This window comes from Massilia sp. R2A-15 (assembly GCF_030704305.1).
GTDB lineage: Bacteria > Pseudomonadota > Gammaproteobacteria > Burkholderiales > Burkholderiaceae_D > JAFCUW01.
This window is the reverse complement of record NZ_CP131935.1, coordinates 399,379-417,963: the sequence shown is the minus strand read 5'-3', so window position 1 is coordinate 417,963 and position 18,585 is coordinate 399,379. Positions and strand designations below refer to the sequence as shown.

General features: G+C 65.0%; 14 protein-coding genes. 7 read left to right on the top strand and 7 right to left on the bottom strand.

Translation table 11 applies throughout. From position 1 onward, the window contains the following. Positions 1-4 precede the first annotated feature (4 nt). From deoC to xapA, 3 genes are read right to left on the bottom strand one after another with little or no spacing between them, the layout of a single operon-like run. A complete protein-coding gene (gene deoC / locus Q4S45_RS01950) occupies positions 5-961 on the bottom strand; it encodes a deoxyribose-phosphate aldolase (protein ID WP_305508643.1) in 957 nt (318 codons plus the stop codon). Further along, positions 958-2,151, bottom strand: a complete 1,194-nt coding sequence (locus Q4S45_RS01945; protein WP_305508641.1) for a phosphopentomutase — start codon at positions 2,149-2,151, stop codon at positions 958-960. The genes deoC and Q4S45_RS01945 overlap by 4 nt, the downstream gene beginning before the upstream one ends. Positions 2,152-2,176: 25 nt before the next feature. Next, positions 2,177-3,034 carry a xanthosine phosphorylase gene (gene xapA / locus Q4S45_RS01940; RefSeq protein ID WP_305508639.1) on the bottom strand — a complete coding sequence of 286 codons (858 nt, stop codon included), beginning with the start codon at positions 3,032-3,034 and terminating at the stop codon, positions 2,177-2,179. A 270-nt stretch (positions 3,035-3,304) separates the two neighbouring features. On the opposite strand from xapA, the gene Q4S45_RS01935 reads away from it, so the two are divergent. From Q4S45_RS01935 to Q4S45_RS01905, 7 genes are all read left to right on the top strand, one after another. Beyond that, positions 3,305-4,447, top strand: coding sequence for a carbohydrate kinase (locus Q4S45_RS01935; protein WP_305508638.1), 1,143 nt, complete (start codon positions 3,305-3,307; stop codon positions 4,445-4,447). Positions 4,448-4,449: 2 nt separating this feature from the next. After that, a complete protein-coding gene (locus Q4S45_RS01930; RefSeq protein WP_305508636.1) occupies positions 4,450-5,379 on the top strand; it encodes a pseudouridine-5'-phosphate glycosidase in 930 nt (309 codons plus the stop codon). Positions 5,380-5,389: 10 nt separating this feature from the next. Next, the gene (locus tag Q4S45_RS01925) at positions 5,390-6,295 is read left to right on the top strand and encodes a LysR family transcriptional regulator (RefSeq protein WP_305508634.1); all 906 of its coding nucleotides are present in this window, start codon (positions 5,390-5,392) and stop codon (positions 6,293-6,295) included. A 350-nt stretch (positions 6,296-6,645) separates the two neighbouring features. Next, positions 6,646-7,641, top strand: coding sequence for a BMP family protein (locus tag Q4S45_RS01920; RefSeq protein WP_305508632.1), 996 nt, complete (start codon positions 6,646-6,648; stop codon positions 7,639-7,641). 87 nt (positions 7,642-7,728) lie between these two features. Beyond that, the gene (locus Q4S45_RS01915; RefSeq protein ID WP_305508631.1) at positions 7,729-9,258 is read left to right on the top strand and encodes an ABC transporter ATP-binding protein; all 1,530 of its coding nucleotides are present in this window, start codon (positions 7,729-7,731) and stop codon (positions 9,256-9,258) included. Then, positions 9,255-10,340 carry an ABC transporter permease gene (locus tag Q4S45_RS01910; protein ID WP_305508629.1) on the top strand — a complete coding sequence of 362 codons (1,086 nt, stop codon included), beginning with the start codon at positions 9,255-9,257 and terminating at the stop codon, positions 10,338-10,340. Before Q4S45_RS01915 ends, Q4S45_RS01910 begins: the two co-directional genes overlap by 4 nt. A 3-nt stretch (positions 10,341-10,343) precedes the next feature. After that, complete coding sequence (locus Q4S45_RS01905) at positions 10,344-11,312, top strand: ABC transporter permease (RefSeq protein WP_305508627.1); 969 nt, start codon at positions 10,344-10,346, stop codon at positions 11,310-11,312. A gap of 57 nt (positions 11,313-11,369) precedes the next feature. Here the strand turns inward: Q4S45_RS01905 and Q4S45_RS01900 are convergent, their stop codons facing one another. From Q4S45_RS01900 to Q4S45_RS01885, 4 genes are all read right to left on the bottom strand, one after another. Beyond that, positions 11,370-12,182 (bottom strand): MipA/OmpV family protein, encoded by an 813-nt coding sequence (locus Q4S45_RS01900; RefSeq protein WP_305508625.1) that lies wholly within the window; start codon positions 12,180-12,182, stop codon positions 11,370-11,372. Further along, positions 12,179-13,231: a S1/P1 nuclease gene (locus Q4S45_RS01895; RefSeq protein ID WP_305508623.1), complete on the bottom strand. Its 1,053-nt coding sequence runs from the start codon at positions 13,229-13,231 to the stop codon at positions 12,179-12,181. Before Q4S45_RS01895 ends, Q4S45_RS01900 begins: the two co-directional genes overlap by 4 nt. A gap of 13 nt (positions 13,232-13,244) precedes the next feature. Then, complete coding sequence (locus tag Q4S45_RS01890; protein ID WP_305508621.1) at positions 13,245-14,954, bottom strand: bifunctional UDP-sugar hydrolase/5'-nucleotidase; 1,710 nt, start codon at positions 14,952-14,954, stop codon at positions 13,245-13,247. A gap of 154 nt (positions 14,955-15,108) precedes the next feature. Beyond that, positions 15,109-18,525, bottom strand: coding sequence for a TonB-dependent receptor (locus tag Q4S45_RS01885; RefSeq protein ID WP_305508620.1), 3,417 nt, complete (start codon positions 18,523-18,525; stop codon positions 15,109-15,111). Between the last annotated feature and the right edge of the window lie 60 nt (positions 18,526-18,585).

Sequence of the window (18,585 nt, the reverse complement as noted above, 5' to 3'; positions counted from 1 at the left end):
GTATTTATGGTTGCGCGTGGCGGTGGTTCGCCGAGTAATTGCCGGTGACGTAGTGTTCGAGCTGGCGTTCGATGTCGGTCAGCAGGCTCGATGCACCGATGCGGAACAGGTGCGGCTCGAGCCAGTCGCGGCCCAGTTCTTCTTTCATCAGCGCGAGGTACTGCAGCGCGGACTTGGCCGAGCTGACGCCGCCGGCCGGCTTGAAGCCCACCTGGAAGCCGGTCTGCTCGTGGTATTCGCGGATCGCGCGCACCATGGTCAGCGCGACCGGGATGGTGGCGTTCACGCCTTCCTTGCCGGTCGAGGTCTTGATGAAGTCCGAGCCGGCCATCATGCAGACCCACGACGCCTTGGCGACGTTTTCCAGCGTGACCAGGTCGCCGGTGGCGAGAATCGCCTTGACGTGGGCGTCGCCGCAAGCCTGGCGGTAGGCGAGCATCTCGTCGTACAGGGCTTGCCAGTTACCGTTCAGGACGTGCTGGCGGGTGATGACGATGTCGATTTCGGTGGCGCCGGCGGCGACCGACAGCTCGATCTCGCGCAGCTTGGTTTCCATGCTGGCCAGGCCGGCTGGGAAAGCGGTGGACACCGCGGCGATCGGCAGGCGGCCCTGCAGGATCTTGACGGCGGGCTGAATCATCTCGTGGTACACGCAGACGGCGCCGGTGGTCAGGCCCTGCACGCCCAGCGCTTCAACCAGGTCGGTGCGCAGCGGGCGCATCGCCTTCATGCACAGGCGCTCGACGCGGCCCGGGGTGTCGTCGCCGCCGAGGGTGGTCAGGTCGATGCACTTGATCGCCTGGACCAGCCACGCGGCCTGGTATTCCTTCTTCACCGTGCGGCGGTTCGCCAGGCTGGCGGCGCGGCGGTCGGCGGCGTTGCGGTTGACCTTGATCTGGTTGACCCAGCCGAGATCGAGGCCGATGGCCTCATTGCGTTTGAAATCGTGTGGTTGGGTCATAGCAGAGGTGTTCCGTTGGAGAGAGGTTTGACGCCCAGGTGTTTGGCCAGCGTTGCGCCGATGTCGGAGAACGTTTGCGAAACCGGCAGCGCGCGCGGCGTTACGCCCGGGCCGAAGAAAATCATTGGAATGTGCTCGCGCGTGTGGTCGGAGCCCGGCCAGCTCGGATCGCAGCCATGGTCGGCGGTGATCACCACCAGGTCGCCTTCCTTCAGCTTGGCGATGAACTCCGGCAGGCGCGCGTCCAGCTCGTGCAGCGCGTTCGAGTAGCCGGCGATGTCGCGGCGGTGGCCGAAGGCCTGGTCGAAGTCGACGAAGTTCACAAAAGTGAGCGACTTGTCGCCCGCCTCGTCGGCCACTTTCAGCAGCGCGTCGAACAGCGCCATGTTGTCGGCGCCCTTGACCACGCGCGAGATGCCCTGCGCGGCGAAAATGTCGCTGATCTTGCCCAGGCCGATTACCTCGCCGCCTTCGTTCTTCACGTGGTCGAGCAGGGTCGGCGCCGGCGGCGGCACGGCGTAGTCGTGGCGGTTGCTGGTGCGGCGGTAGTTGCCGTTCTCGCCCAGGAAAGGACGCGCGATCACGCGGCCGATGTTGTACGGCTTGACCAGTTCGTAGGCCGCTTCGCACACCGCGTACAGGCGCTCCAGGCCGAACGACTCTTCGTGCGCTGCGATCTGCATCACCGAGTCGCCCGAGGTGTAGATGATCGGCTTGCCGGTGGCGACATGCTCGTCGCCGTGCTTGTTGATGATGTCGGTGCCCGATGCGTGGCAGTCGCCCAGGAAGCCCGGCACCTCGGTGATTTCCTTGAGCTTGTCGGTCAGCTCGGCCGGGAACGACGGCACGGTGCGCGGGAAGTAGCCCCAGTCGAAATTGACCGGCACGCCGGCGATTTCCCAGTGACCGCTCTGGGTGTCCTTGCCGGTGGACTGCTCGTGCGCGGCGCCGTACGCGCCGGTGAAGCCGTCGCGCTGGTCGAAGCCGGCAGCCCATTCGCCGCAGGCGGAATGCGCCGCGGCGGCGAGGCCGAGGCGCTCGAGGTTCGGCAGCTGCATCGGCTTGCCGGCGTCCGCCGCCCAGCTGGCGATGTGGCCGAAGGTGTTCGCGCCGGCGTCGCCGAATTTGGCGGCGTCGGGCGCGGCGCCCAAGCCGAAGGAGTCAAGCAAAAGTATGAATGCGCGGGACATGGTATGCCTCGTTAATGTAAGTCGATCAGGCGTCGGCGCGCGGCGAGGCGTCGCCCGGCGTCTTCGCCACGTTTTCCAGGAAGGCCAGGATCAGGGTGACCAGGTCCTTGGCGCCGATGGCGGCGTACTTCAGGGTCTGCTCGTGGGACAGCGGGAACGGCGACATGCCTTCGGCCAGGTTGGTGATGACGGACACGCCGGTGACCTTCAGGCCGCAGTGGCGCGCCGAGACGACTTCCGGCACCACAGACATGCCGACCACGTCGGCGCCCAGGCGGGCCATCGCGCGGATCTCGGCGGCGGTTTCGAAGTTCGGGCCCGGGTAGGCGATGAACACGCCTTCGTGCAGGGTGATGCCCTTGTCGGCGGCGGTCTGCTTGACCAGGTTGCGGATGTCGGCGTCGTAGGCGTTGGCCATGCTGAAGAAGCGCGGGCCGAAGCGGTCGTCGTTCGGGCCGATCATCGGCGTGCCTGGCAGCCAGTTGATATGGTCGGTCAGCGCGACCAGGCTGCCGGCGTCGACTTCGGTGCGCAGCGAACCGGCCGCGTTGGTCACAAACAGCATCTCGCAGCCGAGCAGCTTCATGGTGCGCACGGCCGACGTCATCACGCCCATGCCGTAGCCTTCGTAGAAGTGGCCCCGGCCTTTCATGCAGACGACGTCGACGCCGGCCAGCGTGCCGAGCACCAGTTCGCCGGCGTGGCCGTGCACGGTGCTGATCGGGAAGCCAGGCAGTTCGTCGAAGCCGATCGAGACGGCGTCGGTCATCTGCTCGGCCAGCACGCCCAGTCCGGAACCGAGGATCATCGCCACGCGGGGCGCGAAACCAGGCTTGCGCGCGCGGATTACATCGGCGGCTTCGAATGGGGTGTTGTTGGACATGCGGTTTCCTTGTTCGGTGAGAGGGGCTTCAATCAGGGGACAGGTGCGGGCGCGAACGGCCAGCCTAGTATTATAACTATGCATGAAGTTCGATATGTATGGCAAATACCCTTTTTCTTCCTTATTTATATATACTGCATATAAATCCTGGGCAATCCTGTGGGCCCGTGCAGACATCGCCTATTTAAAGCCTGGCTTAAAACGATCCGTCGTTGACTCGCGGCGAACAAGTGTTTACCATCAAAGACAAATGTTTGTGAAAAGTACCCCGTGACCGACTCGTCGAAAAAAGACCAGCTCTACGAACTGATCCGTTCCAACCCGTTCATCTCCCAGCAGGACCTGGCGGTGCAATTGGGCCTGTCGCGCTCGGCGGTGGCGGGCCACATCGCCAGCCTGATCCGCGAGCGGCGCCTGCTCGGGCGCGCCTACGTGCTGCCCGGGAGCCGGCCGATCGCCTGCTTCGGCGCGGCCAACCTGGATCGCAAACTGCGTTCGCTGGCGACGCTGACGATGGGCACTTCGAATCCCGCGCGCCAGGACGAATCGTTCGGCGGCGTGGCGCGCAACATCGCCGAGAACCTGGCCCGGCTCGGCGCCCCGGTGTCGCTGACGACGGCGATCGGCAACGACTCGTCGGGAAGCGCGCTGCTGGCGCACGCCGAGGCGGCCGGCATCGACACGCGCGGCACGCTCAAACTCGATAACACCTGCAGCGGCACCTACACCGCGGTGCTGGACGACCACGGCGAAATGCTGGTGGCGCTGGCCGACATGGCCCTGTACGACGCCATCACGCCGGACTTCCTGGCCGGGCGGGCGCCGGGCGCCCTGCCCGCCCTGAGTGTGGCCGACCTGAACCTGCCGCTCGACACGGTGGCCGCGCTGATCGCGGAAGCGGCGCGCGACGCGGTTCCGCTGATCGTGGTGGCGGTGTCGCAGCCGAAGATGGCGCGCCTGCCGCTGGACCTGCGCGGCGTGCGCCTGCTGATCCTCAATCACGGCGAGCTGGAGACCCGGGTCGGCAAGAAGATCGTCACCGACGCCGACTTCGCCGCGGCCTGCGCGCTGGTGCGCGCGCAAGGCGTCCAGGACGTCATCGTCACGCGCGGCGGCAAAGGCGTGGTCTTCACCCGCGCCGGCGGCGTCGGCCAGCTGGACGCGCCGGACGCGCATATCGTCGACGTCACCGGCGCCGGCGACGCCTTCGCGGCAGCCGTGTGCTGGTCGCTGTTCCAGGGCAGCGAAGACCTCGAGCTGGCGTGCCGGCGCGGCCTGAAGCTCTCGGCCATGACGCTCGCCTGCGAGGAGACGGTCTGCCCCCACCTCGACATCGACAGCCTCGACGACGTTCCCGCCCTCGACGCCGGCGCCGCCGCGCCGCAGCCTTTCAACGCCCTTTACCAGGAATGACCATGCAGCAGTTCCTCTTGTTCTCGCCCGAAGTGGCCGCGGCACGCGCAGCGGGCAAGCCCGTCGTCGCGCTCGAATCGACCATCATCTCGCACGGCATGCCGTATCCGCAGAACGTGGAGATGGCGCGCGAAGTCGAGCAACTGATCCGCGACGCCGGCGCCGTGCCGGCGACCATCGCCATCATCGGCGGGAAGATCTGCATCGGCCTGTCGAACGAGCAGCTCGAGCTGCTCGGCACCTCGCCGGACGCGATGAAGGTGAGCCGGCGCGACCTGGCCTTCGTGGTCGCCGAGCGCAGGCTGGGCGCCACGACGGTGGCTGCGACCATGATCTGCGCGGCGCTGGCCGGCATCAAGGTGTTCGTCACCGGCGGCATCGGCGGCGTGCACCGCGGCGCCGAAACCAGCTTCGACATCTCGGCCGACCTGCAGGAGCTGGCGCGCACCAGCGTGGCGGTGGTGTGCGCCGGGGTCAAATCGATCCTCGACATTGGCCTGACGCTCGAATACCTGGAAACCCACGGGGTGCCCGTGATCGGCGTCGGCCAGCCGGGCTTTCCCGCCTTCTTCACGCGCGACAGCGGCTTCAAGGCCGACTTCCAGATGGACGGCGCGCTGGAGCAGGCCGCCTTCATCCAGACCAAGTGGGCACTGGGCCTGGCCGGCGGCGTGGTCGTCGCCAACCCGGTGCCGGAAGCGTCGGCGATGCCGAAGGAAGAAATCGACCGCATCACCGAACAGGCGCTGGGCGAGGCCGCGCAGCGCGGCGTGACGGGCAAGGCGGTGACGCCGTTCCTGCTGTCGCGCATCAAGGAGCTGACCGCGGGGCGCAGCCTGGCCACCAACATCGCGCTGGTCAAGCACAACGCGGTGGTCGGCGCGAAGCTGGCGCTCGCCCTGCACGATTTGCCCGGCCTGCAACCGATCTGAGACCGCTCCCATGTCCATCGACCTGAAACAGCTGAAATACTTCCTCGCGGTCGCAGAGGAAAAGAGCTTCAGCCGCGCGGCCGAACGGCTGCACATTTCGCAGCCGCCGCTGTCGCAGCAGATCATGAAGCTCGAGAGCGAGCTTGGCGTGAAGCTGTTTGCGCGCACCACCCGCACGTTCGAGCTGACCGTGGCCGGCAAGGCCTTGATGACCGAGGCGTCCGAGCTGCTGGGACGGATGCGCATGACGATCGACACGATCCGCCAGATCGACCGCGGCGAAGTCGGGCGCCTGCGCGTGGGTATCGTCGGCTCGGCGATGTGGGGGCCGATTCCCAGCCTGCTCGAAGAATTCCAGACCAAGTTCCCGCGCGTGACCTGGACGCTGCACGAGTCGGGCCCGAACGCGCAGTACGAGGCGCTGCGCGCCAAGCAGATCGACGTCGGCTTCTGGCGCGAGCCGCCGCTCGATCCGGACGAACTCAAACACGACAACCTGCGCCAGGAGCTATGCTTCCGCGAGAACGTGTGCGTGGCGGTCAACGAGCACCATCCGCTGGCCGTCAAGGGCCACGTGGAACTGATCGACATCGCCGACCAGCCGATGCTGACGCTCGCGCTCGACAAGTCGGCGTTCCCGCGCTACCTGATCCAGTGCTGCATCGACGCCGGCTTCCAGCCGACCATATTCCAGGAGGCGACCGAGCCGCAGACCCTGCTGGCGATGGTCGGCGCGGGACTGGGCGTGGCGCTGATGCCCGAGACCACCAGCCGGATCGGCTGGCCGGGCGTGATCTTTTTGCCGATCAAGACCGATCCGCCGTCGGCCAACCTGTATATCGCCTACACCACGCAGGACGACGCGCCGGTGGTGCGGGCGTTCCTGAACATCCTCAATCCCGTCGCGCACGAGTAGATGGGTGTCGCACCTGCGCAGGCAGGTACCCATACTGGGTTCGCTTCACCTCTGCGCCGATTCAGCATGGGTACCTGCCTCCACAGGTACGACAACCTCCTCCATATATTTCACAAAAATATAAATCGGCAAGAAAAATCGTATTTGCCATACATATTGCCATTGATGCATAGTTCGCACTGGAATCACACTCGATACAATCGGTAACCACTTGTTGCGCACAGGCCTGACACAATCCGTCTCGCCGACGTGGAATCGCTGGCTTTGCCTGTTTAGTTACTATTAAGCTACACAGACCCTCCCAACGCAGCCGTTGCGCCGGGTACAATATCGATATTCCAGGAGCCTTCATGAAATTAAAGCAACTTAGTATCACGATCGCGGCGCTGTGCGTCGCTGCCAGCGCCTCGGCGGCCGACCCGAAACTGGGCATCGTCTACGACGCCGGCGGCAAGTTCGACAAGTCGTTCAACCAGTCCGCATTCGAAGGCGCCAGCCGCTTCAAGGCCGAGACCAAGATCAACTACATCGAAGCGCAGGCCAGCAGCGACACCCAGGCCGAGCAAGTGCTGCGCGGCCTGGCGCGCAAGAAGCTCGACCTGATCGCGGCGATCGGCTTCTCGCAGACCCAGGCGGTGCAGAAGGTCGCGGCCGAATTCCCGAACGTGCGATTCGTGCTGATCGACAGCGTCGCCAAAGGCCCGAACATCAATTCCGTGCTGTTCAAGGAAGAAGAAGGCTCCTACCTGGTGGGCGTGGCCGCGGCGATGGCGTCGAAGACCAAGAAGCTCGGTTTCGTGGGCGGCATGGACATCCCGCTGATCCGCGCCTTCGCCTGCGGTTACACCCAGGGCGCCAAGGCCAATAACCCGAAAGTGGAAGTCCTGCAGAACATGGTCGGCACCACCAGCGCAGCCTGGAACGATCCGGCCAAGGGCGGCGAACTGGCGCGCGCGCAGTTCGACCGCGGCGTCGACGTGGTGTTCGCCGTTGCCGGCGGCAGCGGCATGGGCACGCTGCAGACCGCGAAGGAAAAAGGCAAGCTGGCGATCGGCGTCGATTCGAACCAGAACTACCTCCACCCGGGCACGATGTTGACCTCGATGGTCAAGCGCGTCGACGGCGCCATCTACGACTCCTTCATGGCGGTCAAGAACGGCACCTGGAAACCGGGAGTGACCTACCGCGGCCTGAAGGAAGGCGGCGTGGACTGGGCGCTCGACAAGGATAACCGCGCGGTGGTATCGCCGGAAATCGAGAAGAAGGTCAACGAAGCCAAGACGGCCATCATCAATGGCAAGATCAAGGTCATCGACTACCGCGCCAATAGCAGCTGCCCGGTCTGATCTTTTCGTATTAACTGAAAGCGCGCCGCACCGGCCAGCCCGGTCCGGCGCGCTTTTGATGCATTTACCCTTACCTACTGATTCGCTATGCAGCCAGCCGTAGAATTTCGCAACATATGCAAGGCCTTCGGCCCGGTGCAGGCGAACGCCGACGTCAGCTTTACCATCGCCAAAGGTTCGATCCACGGCGTGATCGGCGAGAACGGGGCCGGCAAGTCGACCCTGATGAGCATCCTGTACGGCTACTATAACGCCGACAGCGGCCAGCTGCTGATCGACGGCGAGCCGCGCAACATCCGCACCAGCCATGAGGCGATCGCGCTGGGCATCGGCATGGTGCACCAGCACTTCATGCTGGTCGAGAACATGACCGTGCTGGACAACGTCATGCTCGGCACCGAAGGCGGCTTCCGCCTGGCCGCGCACCGCGCCGCCACCGAGGCGAAGCTGCGCGAGATCTGCACGCGCTACCGCCTCGACGTCGATCCGCTGGCGACCATTTCGGACCTGTCGGTCGGCGCCCAGCAGCGCGTCGAGATCCTCAAGCAGATCTACCGCAGCGCCAACATCCTGATCCTCGACGAGCCGACCGCGGTGCTGACCGCGCAGGAGACCGCGTCGCTGTTCGAGATCCTGCGCCTGTTCAAGGAGCAGGGCAAAACCATCATCCTGATCACCCACAAGCTGGGCGAGATCATGGAGATCACCGACCAGGTGACGGTGATGCGCGCCGGCCGCGTGGTCGGCGCCGTCGCCACCGCGGCCACGTCGAAGGAAGAACTGGCCAACATGATGGTCGGGCGCCCGATCCAGAGCGAGCTGCCGCGCGCGCCGTTCAAGCCGGGCGCGCCGGTGCTCGCCGTCTCCGACCTGCAGCTGCAGGACAAGGCCGGCGTGCGCCTGCTGGCCGACATCGGCTTCACGCTGCGCGCCGGCGAGATCGTCGCGATCGCCGGCGTGTCGGGCAACGGCCAGAGCGAATTGATGGAGATCCTGTCGGGCATGCGCCTGCCGACCTCCGGCAAGGTCGAGATGCTGGGCAAGGCGCTGCCGTTCGCCGGCCGCCACGACGCCGACGGCCTGCCGGCCACCTTCCGCAACCTGGGCATCGGCCACGTGCCGGAAGACCGGCTGCGCGACGGCGTGATCAAGGATTTCTCGGTCGAGCAGAACACCGTGTTCGGCTACCAGGACCGGGTGAAGAACCGCTGGGGCCTGTTCGATTTCGGCGCCATCGCCAAACGCTGCGCGGGCCTGCTCAAGGCCTTCGACGTGCGCCCGGCCAATCCGGACCTGCGCATCGGCCTGCTCTCGGGCGGCAACCAGCAAAAGGTGGTGATCGCGCGCGAAGTGTCGGCGGCGCCGAAGCTGATGCTGGTCGGGCAGCCTACCCGCGGCGTCGACATCGGCACCATCGAGTCGATCCACACGCAGCTGCTGAAAATGCGCGACGAAGGCGTCGCGATCCTGCTGGTGTCGGTCGAACTGGAAGAAGTGCGTGCGCTGGCCGACCGCATCATCGTCATGTCGGGCGGCCGCATCACCGGCGAACTGAATATCGAAGAATTTGACACCACCCGCATTGGCCTCCTGATGGGCGGGATGCATACCTCATGAAAACGACTGAACTTCCACGCTGGGCCACCGCGGTCGCCCTGCCCCTCCTGAACCTGCTGTCGGCGCTGCTGGTGGCCGCGCTGGTGATCCACCTGCTCGGCGAGAGCCCCACCGAATCGATGGGCATCCTGATCAACAGCGCCATCATCAATCCGGAAGGCCTGAGCTACACGCTGTTCTACGCCTCGACCTTCATCTTCACCGGCCTTGCCGTGTCGATCGCGATGAAGGCCGGCCTCTTTAACATCGGCAGCGAAGGCCAGATGTACTTCGGCGGCTTGGGATTGACGCTGGCGATGCTGGCCCTCGACCGCATCCTGCCTGGCTGGCTGCTGATCCCGGCCGGCATGGTGGGCGCCGCGCTGTTCGGCGCCGCCTGGGCCTTCATCCCGGGCTACCTGCAGGCCAAACGCGGAAGCCACGTGGTGGTCACGACGATCATGTTCAACTTCATCTGCGCGAGTCTGATGAACTTCATCATCGTCAAGTACCTGATCCCGGAAGGCCAGCAGAATCCGGCCAGCCGCGTGTTCTCGGCCGCCGCCGAAATGCCGCGCTTGAACCAGCTCTTCCCGATCCTGGGCGACACGCCGCTGAACATCAGCTTCCTGTTCGCGATCTTCGCGCTGGTGGTGTACGGCGTCATGGTGTGGCGTTCGTCGTGGGGCTACCAGCTGCGCGCCACCGGCCTCAATCAGCACGCGGCGCACTACGCCGGCGTGAAAATCAGCCGCATGATCATCGTCGCGATGCTGGTGTCGGGCGCGCTGGCGGGCCTGGCGGCTGTCAACTCGGTCATGGGCTCGACCCACTACCTGTCGCTGAACTTCCCCGCCGGCGCCGGCTTTGTCGGCATCGCGATCGCGCTGATGGGGCGCCAGCATCCGGTCGGCATCTTCCTGTCGTCGGTCCTGTTCGGCGCCCTGATCCAGGGCGGCTTCGACCTGTCGCTGGAAAAGCCGAACATCCCGCAGGAGACCTTCATTTTCATCCAGGGCCTGATCATCCTGTTCTGCGGCGCGATGGAGAACTTCTATGCGCCGGCAATCCTGAAACTGATCAACGTTGGGAAGAAAGGGTAAGCCATGTTGGAAGATCTCCATTTAGCCAGCATCGTGGTATCGACCATCCGCAATGCCCCGGTATTGATGTTCGCCGCGATGGCGGGCCTGTTCGCCGAGCGCAGCGGCGTGATCGACCTCGCCCTGGAAGGCAAGATCCTGGCCAGCGCGTTCGCCTCGGCCGCCGTCGCCTACACCACGCAGAATCCGTGGTACGGCGTGGCGGCCGGCGTGGCCGTGTCGGCCGCGCTGGCAATGGTGCAGGCGTTCGTCAGCATCACGCAAAAGGGCAACCAGCTGGTGGCCGGCATCGCGATCAACATCGCGATGAGCGGGCTGACCTTCGTACTGGCGCAGTTCTTCTATCAGCAGGGCGGCCGCACGCCGGACCTCGGCCAGGCGCGCCTGTACGACGTGGTCCTCCCGGGTACCGCCGCGCTGGAGCAAGTGCCCTTCATCGGCTGGCTTTACGGCCATGTGATCGGCGGCCATTCGGTGCTGGTGTACCTGGCGTTCGCGCTGGTGCCGCTGGTGCACTGGGTGGTCTACCACAGCAGCTTCGGCCTGCGCCTGCGCGCCTGCGGCGAAAATCCGCACGCGGCCGATGCGGCCGGCGTGAACGTCGAGGCGACGCGCTATGCGGCGATGATGATCGCCGGCGTGCTGTGCTCGTTCTCGGGCGCCTACCTGGCGATCGTGCAGAGCGGCTTCTTCCTGCGCGACATGTCGGCCGGCGCGGGTTACCTGGCCCTGACCGCCCTCGTGTTCGGCAACTGGCGTCCGATGTTCACGGCGCTCGGCTGCGTCATGTTCGGCTTCTTCAGCGCGGTGCAGATCCAGATGGAAGGCGTGGACCTGCCGGGCGTGGGCCGCATCCCGGGCTCGCTGATCCAGATGATTCCGTACGTCGTCACGGTGATTGTGCTGGCTGGCCTGATGGCCAAGTCGGTGGCGCCGAAAGCGATCGGCAAACCGTTCGTCAAGTCGCGCTAGCCGACGCTGGCAGGGACAAAAAAATGGCGCCGACGGCGCCATTTTTTTCGTCATCGCTTATTGCGCGCTGACTGCATTCCGTGCCGAGCGGCCCAGCGTCCAGCGCACACCGACACCGAACGACGCGCCGTTGCGGCCCTTCACCAGCGGGCTGTCGAGATTCGCAGTACCGGCATAGCTTTCCTCGCGCGCATAAACATAGACGCGCACGTCCGGGCGGAATCGGTAACTTGCCGACGCGCCCGCACGTACCAGCATCAACCCGGCGGACGCGCTGTAGGAAGGCCGCGTGGCAGTGGCGTATTGCGGCGCCACGTCATACAGGTAGCGATTGATCCCACGGTCCCCAAACACCGCGCCTACGCTCAGGTCATAGCCGAACGGGCTGCCGTTCTCGCGCGTATCCCAAACCAGGCGCGGCTCGAACGTGGTTCCCTGGCGGCGCACGCCCGCATGCACTTCGAACACCGCACGCAGCGGAAGTTCGATGCGCAGCCGGCTGCTCGGCGTGGGGTTGGCGATCAGGTATTTCAGGCGGGGCCCAAATTCGAGCAGAAGGCCGAGGTCCGGCATCCCTTCGCGGGCGGCTACATCGTGCGATGGCAGCGACCCTGCGAAGCCGACATCGAAATCGACCCGGTCGGTATGCACCACACGCGCGCCGATGCCGCCCTGGTCGGTGCGGATCACCTCTCCCCTGTAGACGAAGAACGGCAGCGCCAGCGCGCGGCTGGTCTTTTCCGCCGCCCCCGGATAGGCGGGCGAGGTGACGGCGCCCACCACCACGCCGGCTTCCCATAACGGCAACGTCTGCGCCGTCGCTGAAACGCTGGCAAAAAGCGCCAACGCACCGGTCAGCGTGCGTTTCATTGATTCGGCCAGATGGCCTGCAGCAAAGCGGCCAGGTGGTAGCCGCCCTTGATCAGCTGGGTCTTGGCGATCGCCGAACTCGGCACCGGGTAGTTGGACGGCACTTCGATGTTCCAGTTGTAGTACACGTCGCCCTTCTTGCCGACCTGGCGGTTGCCCGGGCCGAGGGTCACGTCGGCGTAGGCAAGCTTCGACACCACCAGCGCGTCGTCGGCCCATTGGTACGGCCAGGTCACCGGATCGCCGCTGTTCTTGACCACGCCCGGGTTGCTGTCGATGACCGCCTGCGCGAATTTCTCGGGCGTGCGGGTGCCGATACGGCGCATCGCGTAATCGACCGAGGTCGAATCCCAGTACGAGTGGAAGGGCTTGGTCAGCGCGCGCGGCACTCCTTCGCGCGGCTTCGGGTTCTCGCCTTCGATCTGCTTGCCCATGGCCGCGACCTTCTCGTCGTCCATCAGGAAGTTGTTGCCGCCGCGCGAATCGAAGATCGCCACGGTGTCGATGTCGGTGTGCTTGTTCGGCACCACGAACTTACCGTCCGCGCCCACGTAGGCCGCGCCCACGTGCAGCGGCTGGTGGATGTCGCCGGTCATGTGGGTGATCAGCAGCAGCGCCTCGCGCTTCGAGAAGCCGTGCGGATTCAGCGCCGGATCGGTCTTGCCCTGCAGGACGGCGATCGCCTCCTTCAGCGTCTGCACGATGTCGTCCGGCCCGGTGCCGACGTCGCCGTCATGGTAGTGGTCCTTCTGGAACGGCACGTCGGTGTAGTGGTACTCGCTGGCCTTCGGATTGGCGTTCACATACGCGACCATCTCGGGTGTCTGCGGACCGCAGTAATTGCCCTTGACGCAGTCGGCCCAGTTGGCGACCGATTCCAGGCTCTCGCCCGGCTGCAGCAGCGCGGCGACCTGCTTCCCGGCGTTGCTGCCCTTGATCAGTTTGTCGGCGATGGCGCCGACCGCGCGGTGGCCGTCGTTGCCCCAGGCGAGAGCCTCGGTGGAGACGAAGGCGCCTGCCAGCGCGAGTACACAAGCTAGTTTTTTCATGCTTCGGTTTTCCTTATTTGATGCGTTCGATACGCGGGGCCGGCGCGGCAAACGATGCGCCGGCGCCTTCGGTTTCTTTTTTGACCAGCAGGCCGATGAAGGCGTCGAGGTCGACGATGCTGGTGTCTTTCTTGTTGGTGGCGCTGGCGAACATCGGGAAGCCGTCGCCGCCTTCGGCCAGGAAGTTGTTGGCCACCACCCGGTAGGTCTTCGCTTCGTCCAGCGGCGCGCCGTCGATGCGGATGCTGCCCGGGACCACCTTGCCGCCCTTCGGCCGCGAGTCGTCCCACTGGTAACGCAGTCCGCTCGAGACCTGCAGGATCGCATGGCCCTCGTGGTCGTCGGGCCGCTGGAACTGCTGCTCGAGCAGGCCGCGGATCTGCGCGCCCGTCATGTCCATCACCACCAGCGTGTTCGAAAACGGCAGCACAACCTGGGCCTGGCCGAAGGTCGCCACCAGGTTGTCGCCGGCGTCAAAGTCGGCGCGCATGCCGCCGACGTTCATGAAGCCGATCTGCACGCCCTGCGCGCGGGTGGCTTCGACGACGGCGTCGGCGATCAGGTCGCCCAGCGGCGTTTCGCCGGCGGCATTGGCCTTGCGCCCGACGCTTTTCGACGCCACGCGCGCTACGGGACGCGCCAACGCCGCCGTGCTGCGCGCCTTGACCGAGGCCAGGAAGGCCGTCGCGGCCGGGTCGGCGGGATACTGGCCTGCCAGTACCGGCACGTTGCGCACGCTGACGTCGCGCACGGCGCCGGTGGCCGGATCGACCGCCAGCTTGATGCGCGAGAGGACGTGCCCGCCCATCTGCGCCTGGGTGATCGTGCGGCCGTCCACCTTGCACTGGAAGCCCTTGTGGGTGTGGCCACTGACGATCAGGCGAATCGCCGGATCGAGCTTGCGCGAGATGCCGACGATGGGGCCTTTGAGCTGGCTGCAATCAGGCTGGTCGAACGGCTCGGGCGTGCTGCCGCCTTCGTGGATCAGCACGACGAACGCGGTGGCGCCCTGCACGCGCGCTTCCGCGGCGGCCTGGTTGATCGCGGTCGCTTCGTCGATGAAAGACAGGCCGGCGATGCTCGACGCCACCACCACCGAGGCGGTGTCTTTCAGCACGGCGCCGATGAAGGCGATCTTCACGCCCTTCACCGTCTGGATCGAGTAGGCCGGGAACAGCGAGCGCCCGGTCGCGGCGTCGATCACGTTCGATGCGAGATAGGTGTACTGGGCGCCGCGGAAATCGGGCGCGAACTTGCAGGCCTTGGCCGGCTGGGCGGCCGTGGCGCAGCCGCCGGTCTGCTTGCGCACCAGTTCGACGCGGCCCTGGTCGAATTCGTGGTTGCCCACCGAGGACACGCGCAGCCCGAGCATGCCAAGCGCATCGACGCTCGGCTCGTCGGCCCACATCGACGACATGGCGGGGCTGGCGCCAACCAGGTCGCCGGCGCCGACCAGCAGCAGGTCCTTGTCTTCCTTGCGGAACGCCTGCAGCGCCGCGGCGAGGTTGTCGATGCCGCCGGCCGTGGTGGTGACTTCCTTGCCGTCGCGCGCGCTCGTGTAGACGAATTTGCTCGCATCGAGATGACCGTGGAAGTCGTTCAGGGCGACCAGGTTGATGTCGATTGGGGCCGCTGCGGGCCGGTTCGCATCGGTGGAGGCACAACCGGAAAGAAGCGCGGCGGCCAGCGCCGCCAGCGTGAGGGTATTGGGGAATGATTTCATAGGACTGAAGGATAACCTAAGAGCCAGGGGCGGTGGGAGGATTGCCCCGCATGGAATGTATTCGAATGTATCGGCCGGGTGGCGTCATTGCGCGTTCCATAAAAAAAGGCTGGTGTCGCCACCAGCCTTTTTCAACAACGCTCAGACGGTTCTATCAGAACTCGTACTTGACCGTTGCCTGGATTGCCCACTGCGATTCGCCCTTGGCCTGGCGAATGTCGAGGCTCTCGACTTGCGGACGCACGGCGTACACATACTTGCCGCTTGCCTTGTCGATACCAACATAGTCGACGAAGCTGCGTGCCTGGCCGCCGGCGGACTGGAACGTCACTTCGTTGATGTGACCCCAACGCTTGTTCAGCAGGTTGCCGAAGTTCAGGAAGTCGATTGCCAGGCTGGCCTTGTTACGGGCAAACAGGCCTGGAATCTCCTGGCTGATGCGCATGTCGAAGCTGTTGGTCCAAGGCGCGAAGCTGCCGTTACGTTTCACGACGCTGCCTGCCGCATTGCGCAGGTCCTTGTCGCCGTTGACGATGCCCCAGAACTTGTCTTCGGCAGGGTGGTTGGCGGCCGTGTCGCCGTAGAACAGCACGTCGCCCGAACCTGGGGCCTTCGGAATGTACATCAGGTCGTTACCGGCCAGGCCGTCACCGTTCAGGTCATTGTTGACCGTCCAGCTAAATGGCTTGCCCGAACGGCCTTCGTAGAACAGGCCGAAGCGGGTGTTGTACGTGCCGAAGAATTTCTTCTGCCAGTTCACCAGCATGTTGACGCGGTCCTTGACCAGGTAGCTCGAGTTCGAGGCAACGTTTTCGTTCGGGTTGAATACCGAGCGGCCGTTGAAGTTCGAGGTCGAGACCGACGAGGTCAGCGGCGACACTTCGGTTGCATCGGTGCGCGAGTAGGCGACCGACCAACCCAGCCCGCGGGTCAGCGGACGCGAGAACGACAGGGTCAGCACTTTGGCGTCGCCCAGGTCGGTCTTCTTGGCCAGCATGACGTTGCCGTAGCTCAGGTTGCTCAGCGCTTTCGACGACACGCCGCTGACGGTCACGGAACCGTTCGCTGCGGTGAACTTGGTGCTGTCCAGGCCGTTTGCGTTGTAGTACAGGTTGCGGCCGTCGGTACCGGTGGCGGTTGGTGCACCCAGGTTCAGCGATTCGTAGTAGATCGAATCCTTGTTCTTGGTGTACAGCATCTCAGCACCGAACACGACGCCATACCATGGCAGTTCGGTCTCGAACGCCAGGTTCGATTTCCAGATCGAAGGCTGGCGCAGGCTCGGGTCGAGGAAGTCGACGTTCGCCGCCGGGGTCGAGCCGGCGATGCTGGTCGGCTGGGTGTCCGGGTTGGCGCTGAACGTGCCGCCGGTCGATGGGCACTGCGGCGTGGTCGAGGTGCTGCAGGTGATCACGCGGGTGGCGATACCAGGGTTGGAGAACGGGTTGGACATCCACACCGTTGCTGCCGCGCCCTGGAACAGGCCGGCGCCGCCGCGCAGTTGCATATTGCGGTCAGGCATCAGCTTGTAGTTGAAGCCGAAGCGCGGCTGGATCAGCTTCTGGCCATCGATGGTGCGGGTGTTGTCGTAGCCGAAGCCACCGGACTGGCGCGTGAAGACGCCGCCGACAACCTTGCCCGGAACCATAGGCGCTGCGGCAGCGGCGTTGGCCAGCGGACGGTTGTCCACCTTGGCCGAGTCGATGCGCACGCCGTAGGTCAGGGTCAGGGCCGGCGAGACGTTCCAGGTATCCTGCGCGAACAGGCCGGTGTTTTTCAGCGTGAAGTTGGCGACAGCGTTATCCAGCGAACCGCCCGGTGCTGCTACCTGGACCGTGTAGGCCGATGGACGGCCGATGCGGAAGTTTTCCAGCACGGCCTGCTCGATCGTTGCCTGGCTGCTGGTCGAGCAGTTCACGGCGCCGAACGAGTAGGTGTAGGTGGCGCTGCTGTTGACGCAACCGAAGGTGTAGTTGCCGAAGATGTTCTGCAGGAACGCATTGTAGATGCGGTTGCGGGCATAGTCGGTACCGAACTTGATCTCGTGGTCGTCGATCGACCAGTTGGCGCCGGCATACAGATCCTGGGTATCGGTGCCGAGGATGTTGCGCTGACGGCTGTTTTCGGTACCGAAGTTCAGGAAGCGGCTGCCGGTCGGCACGCCGGCGGGGCTGCCGGCTGGCAGCGGGCCGGTGAACTGCAGGCCAACCAGCGGCATGCGCGAGTTGTTGGTCGGCACGGCGTCGTACTTGCGGCGCGACGCCTTCAGCTCGGTCGAGAAGTTCGGCGTCCAGTCCGAAAACACCTGGGCGACCGTGGTCTCGATGGTCTTGCCTTGCGAGTAGAAGGTCGAATCGAGCGTCAGGCCGGTCGAGGAAATGAACGGGAAGATCGGCTCGGCCTGGTTGGTCGTGGCGTAGCGCAGGTTGGCGCGATGCTTGTCGCTGATGTTCCAGTCCACCTTGATCATCTGCTCGCGCACCGACAGGGCCGAGCCTTCCGGCACGTTCAGGCCGCCGATGTCGACGTTGTAGGTGTTCTTGGCAATCGCTTGTGCCGATGCAATCGCGGCCGGCGTGATGCCGACGTTGGTCATCGGGCTGCCCAGCGGGCCGAAGGCCGGCGCGGTACGGGTGCTCTTGTGCTCTTCGAGCAGCGCGAACAGGAACAGCTTGTCCTGGACCAGCGGGCCGCTGACCCAGCCGCCCTTGGTCGTCTCTTCGAACGCAGGCGCGTCGAAGTAGGTGTCGTTGGTGTAGTTGTAGCGCTTGCCGACCAGGCGGTCGTCGCGGAACACGTAGTACATCCCGCCCTTCCAGTCGTTGGTGCCCGACTTGGTGACCGCGTTGATGTTGGCGCCAGTGTAGCCCTTCTGGGTCACGTCGTAGTTGGCGACGTTCACCTGCACCGACTGGATCGCTTCGATCGAGATCGGCTGGCGCGCCGTCGGGCTGCCGTTCGCTTCCAGGCCGAAGGTGTCGTTCACGGCCACGCCGTCGATGGTCATCGAGTTGTAGCGCGAGTTCTGGCCGGCCACGGACAGTTCGCCGCGCTCCTTGTCGGTCTGCGACACGCGCGGGTCAGCACGGGCGTAATCCTGCAGGTTGCGCTGGATCGAAGCCTGGGTGGCCAGTTCGGTGGCGCCGATGTTGGTGGTGGCGCCCATGTTGCTGCGCGAGAATTTTTCCGAACGTGCGGCCGAGCCGGTCACGGTCACGGACTGGATCGCGCCGATGGTGGCGTCGACCGATGCGGTCTCGGCCAGCTGGGTAAACACGCCTTCACGCTTTTCCGTCACGCCGTTACGGCTGATGGTGATCGTGTATGGACCGCCGGTACGCAAGCCGCGCGCAATGTAGCGGCCTTCGGCGTCCGTCGTCACGGTGCTGACCGAACCCGATTCGGTGTGCACGATGGTGACGGTGGCGCCGCTGGCGGGTTTTCCGTCCGGGCCGGAAATACGACCTGCGATCGCAGAGGTCGTGTTCTGTGCAAAGGATGGCGCGGCGGCCAACGCGATGGACAATGCCAGCGCCAGCTTGGTCAGCTGGATCCGTTTGTGAGTGATCATTGTATAACCCCAAAAAAGACAACAAAGTTATGTCAAGCGACTGTCCGACTGGTGTCGGAA